Source organism: Actinosynnema sp. ALI-1.44 (assembly GCF_001984155.1).
GTDB lineage: Bacteria > Actinomycetota > Actinomycetes > Mycobacteriales > Pseudonocardiaceae > Kibdelosporangium.
The window spans coordinates 106,778-123,843 of the sequence record NZ_MTQO01000052.1 but is presented as its reverse complement, the minus strand read 5'-3'; the positions used below and the strand labels follow the sequence as shown (position 1 = coordinate 123,843).

At 68.0% G+C, this 17,066-nt stretch carries 19 protein-coding genes; 16 read left to right on the top strand and 3 right to left on the bottom strand.

The genetic code is table 11. The features are described from left to right. The first annotated feature begins 54 nt into the window (after positions 1–54). Both ALI144C_RS38480 and ALI144C_RS38475 read left to right on the top strand, forming a co-directional pair. On the top strand, positions 55–1,377 hold the full coding sequence (locus tag ALI144C_RS38480; protein ID WP_143231129.1) for a tetratricopeptide repeat protein: 1,323 nt from the start codon (positions 55–57) through the stop codon (positions 1,375–1,377). Next, a complete protein-coding gene (locus ALI144C_RS38475; RefSeq protein ID WP_193441261.1) occupies positions 1,374–2,735 on the top strand; it encodes an urease accessory protein UreH domain-containing protein in 1,362 nt (453 codons plus the stop codon). The genes ALI144C_RS38480 and ALI144C_RS38475 overlap by 4 nt, the downstream gene beginning before the upstream one ends. 1 nt (position 2,736) lies before the next feature. Here the strand turns inward: ALI144C_RS38475 and ALI144C_RS38470 are convergent, their stop codons facing one another. After that, positions 2,737–3,870 carry a cytochrome P450 gene (locus ALI144C_RS38470; RefSeq protein WP_076992175.1) on the bottom strand — a complete coding sequence of 378 codons (1,134 nt, stop codon included), beginning with the start codon at positions 3,868–3,870 and terminating at the stop codon, positions 2,737–2,739. 72 nt (positions 3,871–3,942) lie between these two features. After that, a complete protein-coding gene (locus tag ALI144C_RS38465; protein ID WP_076992174.1) occupies positions 3,943–4,761 on the bottom strand; it encodes an SAM-dependent methyltransferase in 819 nt (272 codons plus the stop codon). 186 nt (positions 4,762–4,947) lie between these two features. Between ALI144C_RS38465 and ALI144C_RS38460 the strand changes: the two genes are divergently transcribed. The 8 genes from ALI144C_RS38460 to ALI144C_RS56915 all read left to right on the top strand — a co-directional run bounded on the left by ALI144C_RS38460 (position 4,948) and on the right by ALI144C_RS56915 (position 10,705). Further along, positions 4,948–5,847 carry a helix-turn-helix domain-containing protein gene (locus ALI144C_RS38460; protein WP_076992766.1) on the top strand — a complete coding sequence of 300 codons (900 nt, stop codon included), beginning with the start codon at positions 4,948–4,950 and terminating at the stop codon, positions 5,845–5,847. Positions 5,848–5,967: 120 nt separating this feature from the next. Then, the gene (locus ALI144C_RS38455) at positions 5,968–6,198 is read left to right on the top strand and encodes a DUF397 domain-containing protein (protein WP_076992173.1); all 231 of its coding nucleotides are present in this window, start codon (positions 5,968–5,970) and stop codon (positions 6,196–6,198) included. Positions 6,199–6,257: 59 nt separating this feature from the next. Beyond that, positions 6,258–6,566: a hypothetical protein gene (locus tag ALI144C_RS38450; protein WP_237774521.1), complete on the top strand. Its 309-nt coding sequence runs from the start codon at positions 6,258–6,260 to the stop codon at positions 6,564–6,566. A gap of 110 nt (positions 6,567–6,676) precedes the next feature. Then, positions 6,677–7,489, top strand: coding sequence for a class I SAM-dependent methyltransferase (locus tag ALI144C_RS38445; RefSeq protein WP_076992171.1), 813 nt, complete (start codon positions 6,677–6,679; stop codon positions 7,487–7,489). 127 nt (positions 7,490–7,616) lie between these two features. Further along, positions 7,617–8,315, top strand: coding sequence for a helix-turn-helix transcriptional regulator (locus ALI144C_RS38440; RefSeq protein ID WP_143231128.1), 699 nt, complete (start codon positions 7,617–7,619; stop codon positions 8,313–8,315). Between the two features lie 560 nt (positions 8,316–8,875). Further along, positions 8,876–9,319 (top strand): hypothetical protein, encoded by a 444-nt coding sequence (locus tag ALI144C_RS56925; protein WP_143231127.1) that lies wholly within the window; start codon positions 8,876–8,878, stop codon positions 9,317–9,319. Then, positions 9,229–10,131 carry a DDE-type integrase/transposase/recombinase gene (locus tag ALI144C_RS56920; protein ID WP_202819158.1) on the top strand — a complete coding sequence of 301 codons (903 nt, stop codon included), beginning with the start codon at positions 9,229–9,231 and terminating at the stop codon, positions 10,129–10,131. Before ALI144C_RS56925 ends, ALI144C_RS56920 begins: the two co-directional genes overlap by 91 nt. A gap of 157 nt (positions 10,132–10,288) precedes the next feature. Continuing rightward, on the top strand, positions 10,289–10,705 hold the full coding sequence (locus tag ALI144C_RS56915; RefSeq protein ID WP_202819157.1) for a Mu transposase C-terminal domain-containing protein: 417 nt from the start codon (positions 10,289–10,291) through the stop codon (positions 10,703–10,705). A gap of 38 nt (positions 10,706–10,743) precedes the next feature. Here the strand turns inward: ALI144C_RS56915 and ALI144C_RS38430 are convergent, their stop codons facing one another. Further along, positions 10,744–11,211: an NUDIX hydrolase gene (locus tag ALI144C_RS38430; protein WP_076992170.1), complete on the bottom strand. Its 468-nt coding sequence runs from the start codon at positions 11,209–11,211 to the stop codon at positions 10,744–10,746. 124 nt (positions 11,212–11,335) lie between these two features. Between ALI144C_RS38430 and ALI144C_RS38425 the strand changes: the two genes are divergently transcribed. From ALI144C_RS38425 to ALI144C_RS38400, 6 genes are all read left to right on the top strand, one after another. Beyond that, positions 11,336–12,325, top strand: coding sequence for a pentapeptide repeat-containing protein (locus tag ALI144C_RS38425; RefSeq protein ID WP_143231126.1), 990 nt, complete (start codon positions 11,336–11,338; stop codon positions 12,323–12,325). Positions 12,326–12,381: 56 nt separating this feature from the next. Beyond that, positions 12,382–13,011, top strand: a complete 630-nt coding sequence (locus ALI144C_RS38420; RefSeq protein ID WP_076992168.1) for a TetR/AcrR family transcriptional regulator — start codon at positions 12,382–12,384, stop codon at positions 13,009–13,011. Then, positions 13,004–14,170 carry a serine hydrolase domain-containing protein gene (locus ALI144C_RS38415; RefSeq protein WP_076992167.1) on the top strand — a complete coding sequence of 389 codons (1,167 nt, stop codon included), beginning with the start codon at positions 13,004–13,006 and terminating at the stop codon, positions 14,168–14,170. Before ALI144C_RS38420 ends, ALI144C_RS38415 begins: the two co-directional genes overlap by 8 nt. A gap of 23 nt (positions 14,171–14,193) precedes the next feature. Further along, positions 14,194–14,916 (top strand): alpha/beta fold hydrolase, encoded by a 723-nt coding sequence (locus ALI144C_RS38410; RefSeq protein WP_076992166.1) that lies wholly within the window; start codon positions 14,194–14,196, stop codon positions 14,914–14,916. Positions 14,917–14,995: 79 nt separating this feature from the next. Further along, positions 14,996–16,471 carry an LVIVD repeat-containing protein gene (locus tag ALI144C_RS38405; RefSeq protein WP_202819156.1) on the top strand — a complete coding sequence of 492 codons (1,476 nt, stop codon included), beginning with the start codon at positions 14,996–14,998 and terminating at the stop codon, positions 16,469–16,471. Between the two features lie 41 nt (positions 16,472–16,512). Next, positions 16,513–17,064 (top strand): DUF305 domain-containing protein, encoded by a 552-nt coding sequence (locus tag ALI144C_RS38400; protein WP_168211457.1) that lies wholly within the window; start codon positions 16,513–16,515, stop codon positions 17,062–17,064. The last annotated feature ends 2 nt before the right edge of the window (positions 17,065–17,066 follow it).

Sequence of the window (17,066 nt, the reverse complement as noted above, 5' to 3'; positions counted from 1 at the left end):
CGAATCGACGCCCGGAGGCGCGATCGCGCCTCCGGGAACCCAGGAGGGAATGGCGTGCAGTCGTTTCTGGAACCCGAGCAGCCGGACGTCCTGCGCTGGTGGCCGCTGGCGGCACTGGTCGTCGGCCTGGCCACGGTGCTGTCGGTGTTCACCGGGTATTCGCCACCGCAGTCGGTGGCCGAGTCCCGGCAGCCGACCCAGCAGAGCCGTGCCCTGCAGTCGGTCACGGCGTTGCAGGGCAGACTCCACCAGCGGCCGTCCGACGCGCTGGGCTGGGCCCAGCTCGGTTCGTCCTACGTGGAGCTGGCACGGATCACGGCCGACGCTTCCTACTACGCCAAGGCGCAGGGGGCGCTGGACAAGTCACTGACGCTGCGGCCGTCGGGCAACGGCCCCGCGATGCTCGGAATGGGCGCACTGGCCAACGCGCGGCACGACTTCGGTACCGCGAAGGACTGGGGACTGCGAGCTTTGGCCGTGCAGCCGCGATCCGCCGAGGTGCACGGCGTGCTGGCCGACGCCTACACCCAACTCGGCGACGACCCCGCGGCCACGAACGCCGTCCAGGCGATGCTCGACCTGAAACCGAACGTCGCGTCGTTCACGCGCGCGTCCTACTACTTCGAAACGCACGGCCGCACCGACGACGCCCGGATGGCGTTGGAACGGGCCCTCGCCGCCGCCGGGGCGCCCGACGAGATCGCCTTCTGCCGTTACCACCTGGGCGAGCTCGCCTTCAACTCAGGTGATCTCGACGGCGCACAGCGCCACCACGACCAAGGCCTGGCGCTCGTGGCCGACCCGACCCTGCTGCACGGACAGGCCAAAGTGGCTGCGGCCCGTGGCGAGACGGACAAAGCCCTGGCCGGGTACCAGAACCTGGTCACCCGGGCGCCGCTGCCGCAGTACATTGAGGAGTACGGCGAACTGCTGGCCGTCGCCAGCCGGTCCGCCGAGGCCGCCGCGCAGTTCGAAATCCTGGCACAGCAGCGGAAACTGATGCAGGCCCAGGGCGCGACCGACGACCTGGCGACCGCGCTGGTGCTGGCCGACCACGGCGACAAGGCCGAGGCGTTGCGCCGGGCCGAGGCGGAGTGGGGGCGTCGGCAGAACGTCCTGGTCGCCGACGCGATGGCGTGGGCGTTGCACGTCAACGGACGCGACGCCGAAGCGTTGCCGTACACGGACAAAGCGTTGGCACTGGGGTGGCACAACGCGCTGTTCGCCTACCACCGAGGGATGATCCACCTGGCACTCGGCCAACGCGCCGACGCCTCGCGGTATCTGGCGATGGCGTTGGACATCAACCCACACTTCTCGATCACCCACGCGCCGATCGCGCGCAAGCACCTCGAAGCACTGCGGAGCGGCCGATGAGAACCCTGGCCAAAGCCGGTCTGCTGGCGGCTTTCGCGCTGGTCCTGACGTCCGGACATGCGGACGCGCATCCGCTCGGCAACTTCAGCGTCAACCACTACAACGGGCTGCACGTGCACCCGGACCGGATCGACCTGCGGTCCATCGTGGATCTGGCGGAAATCCCGACATTGCAGGAGAAGAATCTCGACGCCGGGCGCGAGTGCGGGTCGCTCGCCGCTTCGGTCAGATCCGATGTGGACTCCGGTGCGCTGGCGTGGACAGTCCGTTCGTCACACGTGGAGCACCCCCGGGGACAGGCGGATCTGGCGACCACCCGGCTCACGTGTGAACTGACCGCTCCGGTGCGGATCCGCGGTCCGGTCACCCTGTCGTTCAGCGACTCGTTCCGGCCCGACCGGGTCGGCTGGCGTGAGATCACCGCTGTCGGGTCCGGGGTGGCGCTCGACTCGCCCGTCCCGGCGACCAGCGTCAGCAACGAACTGCGCCAGTACCCCGACGACCTGCTCGCCAGCCCGCTGAACATCCGCACAGTCAGCCTGAAAGCCCAGCCAGGGCAGGGGACCGTGGCCCCGGGTGCCGCGTCTGGCGGGGGAGAGGCGGGGGTGCTCGACCGGGCTTCGCTGGCACTGGCGGATTTCGTCGGCAGGCGGGAGCTGACCCCGCTGATCGGACTGCTGGCCGTGCTGCTCTCGTTGGTGCTGGGGGCTTCCCATGCCGCGCTACCGGGCCACGGCAAGACCGTCATCGCCGCCTACCTGGTGGGGCGGCGGGGGACTCCGCGCGACGCCGTCGTCGTCGGCGCCACCGTGACGTTGACGCACACCGCCGGTGTCCTGGTGCTGGGGCTGCTGGTGAGTGTGTCCAGTGTGCTGACGGGGGAGAGCGTCCTGCGCTGGCTGGGGATCGCCAGCGGGCTGCTGATCGCCGGGATCGGGGTGGTTCTGCTGCGGTCCGCCGTGCGCGACCGCGAACCCGCCCTTGCCGGGCATGGCCACGGTCACGGACATGGGCACGGACATGGGCACGGTCACGGGCCGCGGTTCGGCAAGGGCGGGCTGATCGGGATGGGCGTGGCCGGTGGGCTCGTGCCCAGCCCGTCGGCGCTCGTCGTTCTGCTCGGCGCGATCGCGTTGGGACGCACCTGGTTCGGTGTCCTGTTGGTACTCGCCTACGGGCTGGGCATGGCCGCGGCGCTCACCGCGGCCGGACTGCTGCTGGTCAGGTTCGCCGACCGGATCGACGGCTGGGCGGCGCGCCTGCGGATGCGGCGCCTGGTCGCGGCGGCACCGTCGATCACCGCGGGAATGGTTCTGCTGGTGGGGATGGGACTGACGGTCCGCGCGGTGCTCGGGTGACTCACCACGTGACCGGCAGGCTGGCCACGCCGTAGATCCCGCGCCCGACGTTCAGCGGGATCTCGTCCGGGTCCACCGCCAGCCGCAAGGCCGGGAAGCGCTGGAACAACGCGTCGAACGCGACCCGCATCTCGATCCGGGCCAGTTGCTGGCCGAGGCACTGGTGCACGCCATGCCCGAAGGCGAGATGCCCTGCTGTCGAACGGGTGACGTCCAGCTCGTCGGGTCGCTCGAAAGTGTCACGGTTGGCTGCGGGCAGTGACACCAGGACTGTCTCGCCCTTCCTGATCGTCTCACCGCCGAGTTCCACGTCCTCCAGCGCGGTCCGGTTCACCTCGAACTGCACGATGCTCAAGTACCGCAACAGTTCCTCCACCGCGCCCGGTACGTCGTCGGCCAGCCTGGCGAGCTGGTCCGGGTGCCGCAGCAGGGCGAACGTGCCCAGCCCCAGCATGTTCGCGGTCGTCTCGTGCCCGGCGAACAGCAGCATGATCGCGATTCCGGTGAGCTCCATGTCGTCCAGGTCGCTGTCGGTGACAAGTCCGCTGATCAGGTCGTCACCCGGGTTCGACCGCTTCGTCCGCACGAGGTCGTGCAGGTAGCCGAACAGCGCCGATCCCGCGGCGTCACGGACTTCCGCGCTGACCGACGGCTCGACCATGACGTGCGAGTTCGTCTCGAAGAACTCGTGGTCGCTGTACGGCACGCCCAGCAGTTCGCAGATCACACGGGACGGCAGCGGTAAGGCGAACGCCTGCACCAGATCCGTCGGCGGGGTCATGGCGTCGAGCAGTTCCTGGGTGATCTGCTCGACCCTCGGTTCGAGCAGTCGCATCCGCCGCACGGTGAACTGCCCGGTCAGCAGCTTGCGGTACCGGGTGTGCTCCGGTGGGTCCATGAACGCGAACGACCCCGGCGACGCGGGCATCGTGGTCGGCCGGATCGGGGAGCGCACGATCTCGCCGCGGGCGCTGAACCGTGGATCCGACAACACTTTCCGGCCCTCGGCGTGGGTGGTGACCAACCAGCCGAGCGAGCCGTCGCCGAAGCGCAGCCTGCTGACCGCCGCTCGGTCGGTCAGCTCGGCGGGCGGGTCGAACGGGGAAGTCCTCGCGATCGGGAGCGCATCAGTCATGCGTACATCGTACGTGCTGAACAAGACGTCTAACGCTCTATATTTCAGCCTAGTGCACTAGTGCGCATTTGATCAGGGTTTGCGGCCGATGGCGCCGACGATGCAGTACGAGACCTGGGTGAGCGGCTTGATCCGCGGCCCGTCCGGCCACCAGTCCGCGCACAGCGTCAGGCCGGGATCGACCAGTTCGAGGCCGGGGAACATGCTCAGGATCTCGTCGCGCGTGCGGAACAGGCCCGTGCCCATCGGGCTGTGCAGGAACGTGTCCTCCATCCGCCGCGCCAGGCCGCTGTACTCCTCGGTCTGCGGGTCGAAGAAGTGGCTGACGGCCACGTAGGAGCCGGATGGCAGCGCGTCGACGTACGCCCGCATGATCGACTCGGGGGTGCGTTCCCCGTCGTAGTGGTGGATCGTGCCCAGTTGGAACAGGGCGACCGGCTCGGTGAAGTCGATCTGCTCGCGGACGATCTGGTCGTCGAGCACCTCCTCGGGCTTGAAGATGTCGGCCGAGGTCAGGAACGTCTGGTCGTTCTCCTCCAGCAACGCGCGGCCGTGGGCGAGCACAACCGGGTCGTTGTCCACATAGACCACGCGGGACTCCGGCTGGATGCGCTGGGCGACCTGGTGGGTGTTCTCCGCGGTCGGCAGGCCGGACCCGAGATCGATGTACTGGGTGATACCGGTTTCCATCGCGATGAACCGGGTGACGCGGATCAGGAAGGCACGGTTGTCGAACGCGAGCTGTGCGGCCTCCGGTGCCACCTGCTGGACCCGGCGCAGCACTTCGCGGTCGACCTCGTAGTTGTCCTTTCCGTTGAGAAAGGCGTCGTAGACCCGAGCGATACTGGCCTTTGTCGTGTCGATATGCGTCGGCACAAGCTTCTGCGACATTAGATCCTCTCAACCCGCAATCGTCAGTCGGGGTTTCTTATCCCATCACATCCGCATTGTCGTCGGCAGGTCCACCTGAGCTATCGTGGGGGCTACTCCGTTCAGGTGAGGTGTGGCCAGCTGATCTTTTGACGACTACTATGAGTAGGTTTTGGTGGGGTTGGGCTGGAAGGGAGCACGGTGGTGGTGGACGGTCGTACCGGTGGGGATCTCGGCGCTGCGGACGGTGGAGCCAATCGCCCGGCAGGGCCGACCGCGTTGCGCATTATTCTCGGAACCCAGTTACGGAAGTTGCGCGAGGCCGCCGAAATTTCGCCTGCCCAGGCGAGTGCGTGCATCCGCGGCTCCAAATCGAAGATCAGCAGGCTCGAACTCGGCCGGGTCGGTCTCAAGGAACGCGACGTCGCCGACCTGCTCACCCTCTACGGCGTGCACGACCGGGCTGAGCGGGACCAGTTCATCGAGATGGTCAAGCAGTCGAACGAGCCGGGCTGGTGGTACCGCTTCGCCGACCTGATGCCGGACTGGTTCCAGGACTTCGTCGGCCTCGAGGAGGCCACCACCCGCATCCTCACCTGCGAGACGCAGTTCGTCCCCGGCCTGATGCAGACCGAGCACTACGCCCGCGCCATCGCGACCAGCGGCCACCCCGACCTGGCCACGCCGGACGCCGAATGGCGCGTCACCCTGCGGATGCGCAGGCAGAAGGTGCTGCACCGGCCGTCGCCGCCGCGGCTGTGGGCGGTGATCGACGAGTCCGTGCTGAACCGGCCGCTCGGCGGCAGGGAGGTGCTGGTCGAACAGATCGACCACCTGCTCGAGCTGACCACGTTGCCGCACGTGACGCTGCAGATCGTGCCGTACGGGCTGTCCGGGTACGCCGCGGAAGGCTCGTTCACGATGTTGCGATTCGGCGAGCGGGAATTGCCGGACATTGTCTACATCGAACACCTCACCGGCGCTTTCTACCTCGACAAACGCGTGGACGTCGAACAATACGGGCGCGTATTCGATCAGTTGACGGTCGACGCCGCGACGCCGCGCGAGACCCGGCAGTGGTTGATGAAGGTACGCGCCGCGCTCTGACATACGGCCGCCAACCATCACCCTGATAGACCTAAGCGGACGCATCCGCACGTGCTACGGTAGGGCGCAATCCCGGATGCAATTGCATCTGCATCACCCTTCGAACGAGGAGGATCCGCGATGCACCCCGCCGCGCCCTCTCCCGCGGATCTGCCGGATCTGTCATGCCTGTCATGGCGAAAGAGCAGTCGCAGCGGAAAGAACGGCAACTGTGTGGAACTGGCATGGCTGCCCGACGGCCGCGTCGCCGTCCGCAACTCGCGCAATCCGCGGGGTGCCGTGCTGATCTATGACGCATACCGGCTGATGTCAATGACGGCACGCATAAAAGAGGGCGAGGGCGTGCGGTGAACGCTGCCGAAGTCACCGAAGAACGACTACGGCAACTGATCGCACGCGGTTTCAAATTCGTGCACCCGAGAGATGAAACGGGGGACATCACCGCGATAGTCGGCGTCCGCCCGCACCACGACGTGATCGACGTCGTGCAGCTGCGCACCGAGGACGACGCGGTGGCGTTGCGGCTGGCAGGTGACACGACGGACGTCCTCGCGCCGACCTCGCACAGCTGGCGTTCGGCGGGCCCGGCGCCCCGCGTGCTGGACGACCTGCTCAACCTTCCCGATGTGGAAACGGACAACCCACCCACGAGCACCACCGGCTGCTGGATCCACACTGACAAGAACCGCGCGAAGTGGGTTCCGGCAAGGTCGGACTGAGGGTGGGATCGGAGATCCCGGGCCAGCGCCGCGGCCTTGCCGGTTGCCCCCACCGGTGAATTACCGCGGCACCGGCGCCGGGATCTCGTTAACGGTGGGATCATGGAGGCGTGGAGCGAATAACGCTGACCGGAGCGCCGGAGACCATGCTGGCCACCCTGTACGGGCGTGCGCTGGACAGCCGACGGCCCAACTCCGTGCTGAACGACGTCGCCGCGGCCCGCGCCGTCGCGCGCATCGACTACGACTTTCGCAAGACCAAGATGACAGGGACGAGCGCGGTCGGCGTGGCGATCCGTGCCAAAGCCCTCGACGACTGGACACGCTCGTTCCTCGCCTCTCATCCGACGGCGACAGTCCTGCACCTCGCGTGTGGTCTGGACACTCGCGTGCAACGGATCGCGCCAGCGGACACCGTGCGCTGGGTGGACGTGGATCTTCCCGACGTGGTCGAGTTGCGCACCCGCCTCCTCGAAGCGCCCGGCGGCGACTACCGTCTCGTCGGCGCGTCGGTCACGTCTGACTCGTGGCTGGACGAGGTACCCGCGGACCGGCCGACGGTCGCGGTGTTCGAAGGCCTCTCCATGTATCTGCGCAAGGAAGAGGGCAGGCGGCTGATCGAACGGATCACCTCCCGGTTCCCGTCCGGGCAGCTGTTGTTCGACTGCTACGGGTCGTGGGGGATCAAGCTGCAGAAGCTCGTGCCCGCGGTCCGCAACGCTGGCGCCACTCTGCACTGGGGCATCGACGACCCGCGCGAACTCGAGGCGTGGCATCCGGGACTGAAGTGCGTGGACGCACTCCGCAGCGTGGACATGCCCGACCTGGAGAACCTGCCGCTGTCGGGGCGGATCGGCCTGCGGGTGGTAGCTCGGATCCCCGCGCTGCGGGACATCGGCCGGATCCTGCGCTACCGCTTCTGACGGAGAAATTTCGAACAAATGTTCGAGTCTCTGACCAGGGGAGATGCGGTCGCGATGAGCCGAACGGGTGACGAACGGCTGTGCGACAACCTCAAAAATGTCAGACCCCTTCGGTAACTTGCTCGGTATGAACAGAACCGATCGACAGTTCGCCCTGGTGGAGGAGCTTCGCGCGGCCGCACCCGAGCCGCGTGCGGCACGGTGGCTGGCAGATCGTCTCAACGTCTCGGTCCGCACGATCGAGCGTGACCTGGCTGCGTTGCAGGAGTCAGGCCTCCCGGTCTACGGCGACCGGGGACGACGCGGGGGCTACGTACTGGACAAGGACCGCGCCTTGCCCATGTTGACCATGACGACAGAAGAGGCCATGGCGGTGTCCGTGGCCCTACGGGAGCTGCGCGGCGAGCCCTTCGAAGCGGCGGCACGTTCGGCGTTGGCCAAGCTCACCGCGATGATGCCGGAACAGGACCTCGAACGAGCGGACAAACTCGTCGACCGCGTCCGCCCGGTGAACGCCCCACCAGGCCCCCGCTCAGCGGTGCCCAGGCCGATCCAGCGAGCCCTGGAAACCGGCCGAGTCCTCAAAATCCGCTACCACGACCGCAACGACACAACGACCGACCGCACAGTGGAGCCCATGGGCCTCTTACACGGTCCCCGCGGCTGGTACCTGCTCGCCTGGTGCCGCCTCCGCGACGCCCCACGCGGCTTCCTGCTCGACCGCGTCCACAACGCCGAAGTCGGGGAGGAATCCGTGGTCGACCGCAGCGTCGACCTCAACCCACCGGGGGCCGTCGACGCCCCCGGTCTCCGCGTCGCAGGCTGACGCGCCGGACTTGTCCCGGTCGTGGGTAAGAGCCTTCGGCTTGTCGGGTTGCGGGCCAAGCAGGCGCGGTGTGAGCCGCTCCTGCTTGGGCGGTAGTTGTGGTCTGGTTGCCTGCTGTGCCTTGCGTGGCGGGGTGTGTTGCTGTCTTTGGCTTGCGGGGTTGTGGTTGGTGTGTTGGGGTTCGGGTGTGGTTCAAGTGGGTGCGGTGTGGGCCGGTCCTGCCTGGTGACCGCGTCCACAGCGCGGGCCAGCGTCTCGGTGGCCGGACAGGGATCAAGAGCATCACGGAGCGGATCGCGGGATACTCGACATCCCCACCACCTCGCTGACCGTCGAGCAAGCGCCGAGCATCTTGGGAACCCGGTTCTGCGCCCTCGACGTGCCCGTCTCCAGCGACTACCTCACCACGCAGACCACCTCCGTGCGGGGAGATCTGGTTGCCGCACAACCCGTATGAGCCCGTCGTCGAGGACCTTCACCGAGACAATGCCAACATGTCTATACTGCCCAGTTTGGACACCTGGGGGAGCTCAGTCGAGCCAGATCCTGCATGATCGAGTTTGTCCTCGGCAGAATTGTTCAGCAGCAACGGAACTGACAGCCGCAGCGGGCACCGCCACCGGACTGTGGTCGGCGATGAGGACGTCGGCTGCGGAGACCAGGCCTTCATGGAACCGTTCGGGCTGCTGGAATCCCTGCCCGCCGACGTCATCGCCGAAGCCGAACGCTGGCGTGAGCACCTGGTGGAGATCGCGACCGGGCTGCCGCCCGGCGCGGCACCGGGCACCGCCGCACGTCCCGGCTTCGACCCGAACACCACCTCACAGACCGACCGCCTGCACGCGAAAGCCGCCGAGCTGGGGATCAGGCCCGCACGATCGAACGCAAACGCGCCCGGTTCGAGGCGCAAGGGTTGTGGGGCCTGGTCGACCAGCGCGCCGCCCGCACGTTCGACGTCGCCGGTCAGGCCGACGCGCGGCTGGTCGAGGTGCTGCGCGAGCTGATCGAGGCCGAAACAGACCTGTCCACCGGGACACGGTCGCGGCTGATCCGCCGCGCGACCAAACGCCTCGAACAACTGCACGGCGAAGGAGTGGTGCCGCTGCCGGGACGCAGTGCCTTCTACGAACTCGTCGACCGGCTGGCGGTCGGCCAGCACACCTTCGGCTCCGCGGTCACCCGGCGGCAGACGGCGAACCGGCCGTCGGGGGCGTTCACCGCGACGATGGCGGCGCGCCCCGGTGAACAGGTTCAGATCGATTCCACGCCCGTCGACGTGATGGTCCTGGCCGCCGACGGCGTTCCCGTCCGTGCTGATCTGACGATCGCCGTTGATGTCGCGACCCGCACGATCTGCGCCGCGGTGCTGCGCCCGGTCGGCACCAAGGCCATCGACGCCTCGCTGCTGCTGGCCAAGCTGCTGGTGCCGGAGCCGATGCGACCCGGCTGGGTGGACGCGCTGCGCATGTCGGCGTCCCGGCTGCCGCACGAGCGGCTGCTCACCATCGACGCGCGGATGCGCGAGGCCGCGGCGCGGCCGGTCATCGTCCCTGAGCAGGTCGTGATCGACCACGGCAAGGTGTTCATCTCCGAGACCTTCAGCCGCGCCTGCGAACGGCTTGGCATCTCCATCCAGCCCGCGCGCAAGGACACCCCGACCGACAAGGCGGTGGTCGAGGCGACCTTCTCGGCGATCAAGACGCTGTTCGCCCAGCACGTCGCCGGGTTCAAGGGCGCCAACACTCAGCAGCGCGGCCGCGACGTCCAACCGGTCTGGACTCTGGACCAACTGCAAACCTGCTCGACGAGCGGCTGATCGTCGGCTGGCAGCACCGCCCACACGACGCGCTGCGCGACCCGCACTCAGCTCGCCGCAAGCTCACCCCGAACGAGCGCGCTACGCCGCGCTCGTCGCGGTCGCGGGCTATCTGCCGCTGACCCTGACCGGCTCCGACTATCTCGAGCTGCTGTCGGTGAAATGGCGGGCCATCAACCACTACGGCGTGCGGATCGACCGCACCTACGACTGCCCCGAGCTGGGCGACTACCGGCGGCAGCACTCCGGGCTGACCGGCAAACGCGGTCTCTGGGAAGTGCACTACGACCCTTATGACCTGTCGCAGGTGTTCATCCGCACTCCGGACGGCTGGATCACCGCGCCCTTGACGCATCGGACGATGGTGGCCGCGCCGTTCGCGACCTTCGCCTGGCGGCACGCCCGCCACATGGTCGCCGAGTCCGGCCGCGATGTCACCGAAACCGAGATCGCCCGCGCGCTGGACGCGTTGCTCACCCGGGCCGAGCACGAACCGGACAAGGCCGGCGCACGCGTCGCCGCCCGCACCCGCACAGCCTTGGCCGCCCATCGGCCCGAGCTGCTCGCACAGTGATGACCTGCTGTCCTCGCTGTCGTTTCCCGGACGGCACGTCAATGCCGGATCAGGCCGCCGACCGCGACGGGAGAGACGTGGCCGGTTGCCGGAAGCGTCCGCGCCAACGCAAGACCGACGTCAACGAGCGACGATCGGCACAGATCGGCGACATCCGATATCGACATCCAGACCGACTCAGCGGTCTCGCCGTTCGGCTCGGGCCGCAAGGCGCCACCAGTAATCCGGACCTGGTAAAAGATGCCGACGTTCTGGTGCTCCATCCCCAACCGCGCTTCGGCGGCGGGAATCACCCTTGAATCCACGCCCAACAGGCGTTCGACCACCACCTCGCAGCCCGTCTCCTCGGCGACCTCCCGGACCACCGCGTCGAACGGATCCTCGGCATGCTCAACCTTGCCGCCCGGAAGAGTCCAGTTCGTGTCTCCCGTCGGCGAGACATAACGGGCGAGCAGCACACGCCCGTCCTCGATGCACACGGCATATGCCGCCAGCCGGAAACTCATCCGCACCTCCCCAGCGACCCTACCGGCAAGGCGGGCGACGCCGCCGGATTCCGCCAACTAAGTGGTTGCGATCGGGGTCGTGCCGGCGCCTTTGGCCGGTGCGGTCAGCGGGAAGCTGGGCGCTGTGGAACTGCTGGGCGACGAGGCTGATCACGTGAGGGTCGGTGCGCTGCACGCCTTGGCAGGGCTGGCCAAAACGTGGCCCGGCATGCAACAGACCGTCATCGACATTCTGTGCGCGTACTTGCGTAGACCTTTCGACCACATTCAATACCGGACGGCACGAGGTATGACCGGTCCTGTGGTCGATGCGGACAAGGCCGACAACGAGCGACAAGTACGCCTGACCTCACAACGGCTGATACAGGACCTGCTCACCGCGGCTGCCGAGCCGATGCGGCTCGACCTGACGGGCGCGGTGCTCGAGAACTTCACCCTGCGCTCAGTGAAACTGACTTCCTTGCAGGCGGACAACGCGTCGTTCCACCAAGCCACCGTATTCGAGAGCATCAAGGCGACCAGTGAACTGTCCCTGCGTGGAGCGACACTGTTCGGTACGGCGAAGTTCACCTACTGCGAGCTTGGCGGCCTGACTCTGGATGACGCCATCTTCCACGGCGATGCCGACTTCTCGGCTTCGAATCTTTCCGGTAAGTGCCGAGCGCTGGCGACCGCCTTTCGCGGCGCGCTCAAATGCCAGAGCGTGTCCTTCGGCTCGGACGTCACCTGGAGAATAGACGTCACCGGCTCGGCGGACTTCGACGACGCGATCTTCCAGTGGGGAGTGGACCTGTCCGATTCCCAGTTCCGGGGCGACGCGACCTTCGACGGTGCCTATCTGCTCAAGGGCGAGGAGCGGACCGGAAAGCCGACGAGCTTCGAGGACGTGGCGTTCGGCCAGTCGCTGTCCTTCCGGATCGGTGAGCCGATCCCCGTCGGCTTCACGGGGCTGATGCGCGTCCGGTCTCGCAGCAGCGCTGTGGTGCCGCCCGCGTTCGAGGTCGTGCCGCACAACAAAACTTGGCACTCGATCAGGCGGCGTCAGTCAGATCCACCTGACACCCGCTTCATGCGGACGGCAGAGCAGCCCGGAGGTCGTATCCATCCGCCGTAGTCGCCATCCGTCGACCCAGTCGACGAGGGTTAGGTCAGCTAAGCTAATTTTAGGTTGTGCAACCTAAACGGGAGCTGACCTTCACCGAGGGCGCAAGGCGCGCCCAGATCGTCAAGGCCGCGATCGAGACGATCGCCGAGGTGGGGTATGGCGGCGCCTCGTTCGCGCGGATCGCCAAGCGGGCCGGTTTGAGCAGTCCTGGGCTGATCTCCTACCACTTCGCCGACAAGGACGAGCTGATCGGCGAGGTGGTGGCGAATGTCTACGGCACGGGCAGCGAACAGATCCGCCTGCGCGCTGACCATCCCATGTCCAGTGCCGCAGCGCTGCTTGCGTTCGTGGAGGGCAGCGTCGCGTTCTACGACTCGCACCGCGTGCACATGCGGGCGCTGGTGCAGATCATTCACGGGTACCCGCAGGCGCGGGAGCGCTGGGTGGACCGGGCCAACGACGCCGAACTGGACGGCATCGAACAGGTTCTGACCCGCGGGCAGCGGGACGGCGAGTTCCGTGACGACTTCGTCCCGCGTGTTGTGGCTGTGCTCATCAGGGACCAGCTGTCCGGCGCGTTGCAGCGGCTGCTGACCACACCAGATCTTGACGTGGCCTCGTACACCCGCGAACTCGTCACGTTCTGCCGACTCGCGGTCGAGAACCGCGATACTTCGAGGAGTTCGGATGTCTGAGGTCAACGGGTTCACCGCCCGCGGGTTCGATGCGGTCAGGGAGGTGTTCGCGGCGAACTTCGCCGACGGGGTCGAGATCGGCGCCGCGGTCAGCGTTTACCTGCACGGCCGGCCCGTCGTCGACCTGTGGGGCGGGATCGCCGATCCGGCGAGCGACCGGCCATGGGACCGCGACACGCTGCAGGTCGTCTACTCCACCACCAAAGCCGCAACGGCGGCGTGCGCGCTTCTACTCGTCCAGCGTGGCGAACTGGACCTGGACGCACCGGTCGCGTCCTACTGGCCCGAGTTCGCCGCCGAGGGCAAACAGGACATCCCGGTTCGCTGGTTGTTGACCCACCAGGCAGGTTTGGTCGCACTGGACCACCCGGTCGCCCGCGCCGACGCCCTTGTCTGGCACCCGATGGTCGAAGCCCTTGCCGCGCAACGCCCTCAGTGGCAGCCCGGTACCCGGCACGGCTACCACGCGCTCACCTACGGCTGGCTGGTGGGTGAAGTCGTCCGCCGGATCACCGGCCGCACTGTCGGCGGCTTCTTCCACGACGAGATCGCCACACCGCTCGACCTGGACTTCCACATCGGACTGCCCAAGAGCGAGCACCACAGGGTCAGCCGCCTCGTGCAACCCCCGGCCGACTTCGACCAGGCGATCGACCTCGACCAGTTGCCCGAACCCATCCGCGCCCTCGCCGCCGCGCTGTTCGACCCGACCTCGCTGACCCGCCGCGCCTACAGTTGCGTCGAGCCGTCGTTCGACCACAACGACCCCGACGAACAGGCCGCCGAAATTCCCGCGACCAACGGCATCTGCAGCGCCCGCGCACTGGCCCGGTTCTACGCCGCCCTCATCGGCGAGGTCGACGGTCACCGTGTCCTCAGCCCGGCCACTCTCGCCGCCGCCACCGCCGAGCACACCTCCGGCCCCGACCTCGTCACGCTCCAGCCGTTCCACGTCGGACTCGGGTTCGGCCTGCCCACCCCCACCGCCGCCTGGCATTCGGCGACTTCGTTCGGGTTCGGCGGCCTCGGCGGCTCGCTGGGTTACGCCGACCCGGCGACCGGCCTCGCGTTCGGCTACGTCATGAACCACATCAGGAACAGCCCCACAGCCGACCAACCGGCAGCCAATTTGATCGCCGCCGTCCGCGAGCACATCTGACCGGGCTCCGATACGGTGCGGCCATGGCGAATTTCGTGCTGGTCGCAGGCGCGCGGCTGGGGGCATGGGCGTGGGACGAGGTAGTCCCGCACCTGCGGGCGGCCGGTCACGGCGTTCACCCGTTGACATTGTCCGGCCTCGCCGACAAGCAGGGGTTTGCCGCCGGGCAGCAGACCCACGTCCAGGACGTCGTCGACGAGGTCGAAGGCCGGGACCTGCGTGACGTCGTCCTGGTGGGGCACAGCTACGCGGGCATCCCGGTCGGTCAGGCCGCAGAGCGGATCGGTGACCGGCTGGCCCGCGTGGTCTTCGTCGATTCGTGCGTTCCGGCGGACGGCGAGGCGTTCACCGCCACCTGGCCGGACGGCGGCGCGGCGCTGAAGGTGTCGATCGCCGAGAACGGCGGGTTCTGGCCGCCCGCACCCGCGGCCCACTACGACGGCCACGGCCTCACCGACGACCAGATCGCACGGATCGTGGACGGCTCGACGCCGCACCCCGGCGCCACGCTGACCGAACCCGCCGTGCTGGGCCGTCCACTCGGCGAACTCCCGGCGACCTACGTCCTGTGCCTGCTCGGCGGTGCCGAGCCCAGCGACGACGTGGCGAAACTGCTGACCGGCGAGCGCTGGCGGCTCGCCCAGATGGACACCGGCCACTGGCCGATGTTCTCCCAGCCGCGCGAACTGGCGCGGATCCTGCTCGAAGCCACCAGTCCACAGCGGACGAGTAACCCATTCCGGTGAGCGTCCGTCACCTTCCGGCGTGACGGGCGTTGCCTGTGGTGGGCGCGCGACGCGGCCTGGTACCAACGGAGGTGCTGTGGTGAATGGTGTCCGATGGCGTTTGAGCCGGTTGGCGATGGCGCTGACGCTGGCCGTGGTTCCACTCACCGGCGTGCCCATGGCCGCGGATGCCAGCGGGCCCGGTGACTCCGACGTCTCCCGTGCTGTGTGCGGGCCGGGATCCGCGCCCGAAACCGGGCTCCAGGGGCAGGTGCCGGTGGCCGACCGGCGCAGCGGGCGCAGTCAGCGGGGCGGTTACCACTGCAACCTGGACCTGGTCGGCCAGTTCCAGGGTCAGGGGCAGGCCACCGTCGGCGCGTCCTACGGTCATTGCCAGTACCTCGGCAGCGTCGTCACCAGCACCGTCCTCGCCCAGCACCGCGGGGTCAACGTGATCGACTTCGCCGATCCGGCCAACCCGAAGCTCAGCGCGTCACTGGCCAGTCCGGCGATGCTCGGTGGCACGTGGGAGACCCTCAAGGTGCACCAGGACCGCGGCCTGCTGGCCGCGGTGTCGGTCGGTGCGGGCAACGGCGGCATTTTCTTCTCCGTCTACGACGTCAAGACCGACTGCGCCCATCCCCGGTTGCTCAACAGCGTCGCCGGTACCAACCTGACGCTGCCGATGTTCATCCCCGGCGGGCATGAGGGCGGCTGGGCGCCGGACGGTCGTACCTACTGGGTCACCGGTGTGGTGGGCGGGACCATCACCGCGATCGACGTGGTCGACCCCGCCCGTCCCCGGGTGGTGTACTCCGGCATCGTCGGCCTGACCCACCACGGGTTCGGGGTGAGCAACGACGGCAACCGCATCTACGTCGCCAGCATCGCCCCGGCCGGGATCACCGTGTTCGACTCGAGCGACATCCAGCGCAGGGCGCTGTTCCCGATGCTGCGCCAGGTTTCCAGCCTGTCCTGGACCGACGGCCTGATCAGCCAGCACGTCATCCCGTTCACCTCGGGCGGCAAACCGTACCTGGTCGTGGAGGACGAGTTCGCGTCCGGCGGGGTGCGGATCATCGACATCGGCGACGAGCGCGCCCCGCGGATCGTGCGACGGCTCAAGCTGGAGATCAACCGCCCGGAGAACGTCTCCGCGCGTGCCGCCGACACCGCGAGCAACGGGATCTTCGGCTACGAGGCGCACTACTGCTCGCTCGACCGGCAGACCGATCCAACCGCGCTGGCGTGTGGCTGGACCCAGTCGGGTGTACGGGTCTTCGACGTCCGCGACCTCAACCGCCCGCGGGAGATCGCGTACTTCAACCCGCCCGGCCAGGCGGCCAAACGCGGTCAGTTGGCGAACTCCGCGCACGTCACGTCCACGCTCGGCAGCCCGGTGTCGGACTTCGTCAACGGCAACTTCGGAACCCCGCCCTACATCGGGATCGTCGACCTGACCGCCGACTGGTGCATGTCACCGCCGAGGTTCGACGGCAACAAGTTGTGGGTGTCCTGCGACGACAACGGCGCGCTCGCACTGCGCTTCGGCAACGGCGCCTATCCGCTGTCATGAGCCCAGTTGTGCGCAGGAGAGTCGTTCTTGCCGTCTGTGCTGTGGTTCTGGTCGGGATCGGCGCGTTGGGTGGTGTGCTGCTGACGTCCCGGCCGGATCCCGGCGGCCACCCGGCCGACATCGCGTTCAGCCAGGACATGATCGTGCACCACCAGCAGGCCGTGGACATGGCCGAGCTCGTCCGCGGCCGCGCCTCACCGCAGGTCGCCGCGATCGCCGCGGGCATCGCGGCGGCCCAGCGCAAGGAGATCGGCCTGTTCCAGGGCTGGCTGTCGCTGTGGAACGCCCCCATGGTCGCCACCGGCGAAGGCCACGCCGGTCACAGCGGCGCGCCCATGCCCGGACTGGCCTCCATCCCGGACCTGCACCGATTGGAAGACGCGACCGGCGACGACCTGGACATCTGGTTCCTGCAACTGATGGTGCGCCACCACCAGGGCGGGGTGCGGATGGCCGACGCAGCCGCGCGAACCGCGCACCGGCAACAGGTCCGTGACGTGGCCAAGGTCGTCGCCGCCGACCAGCAACGCGAAATCGCCACCATGACCGGACTCCTGACCAGCCTTGGCCGCTCGCCGTTGCCCGCTCCGTAGCG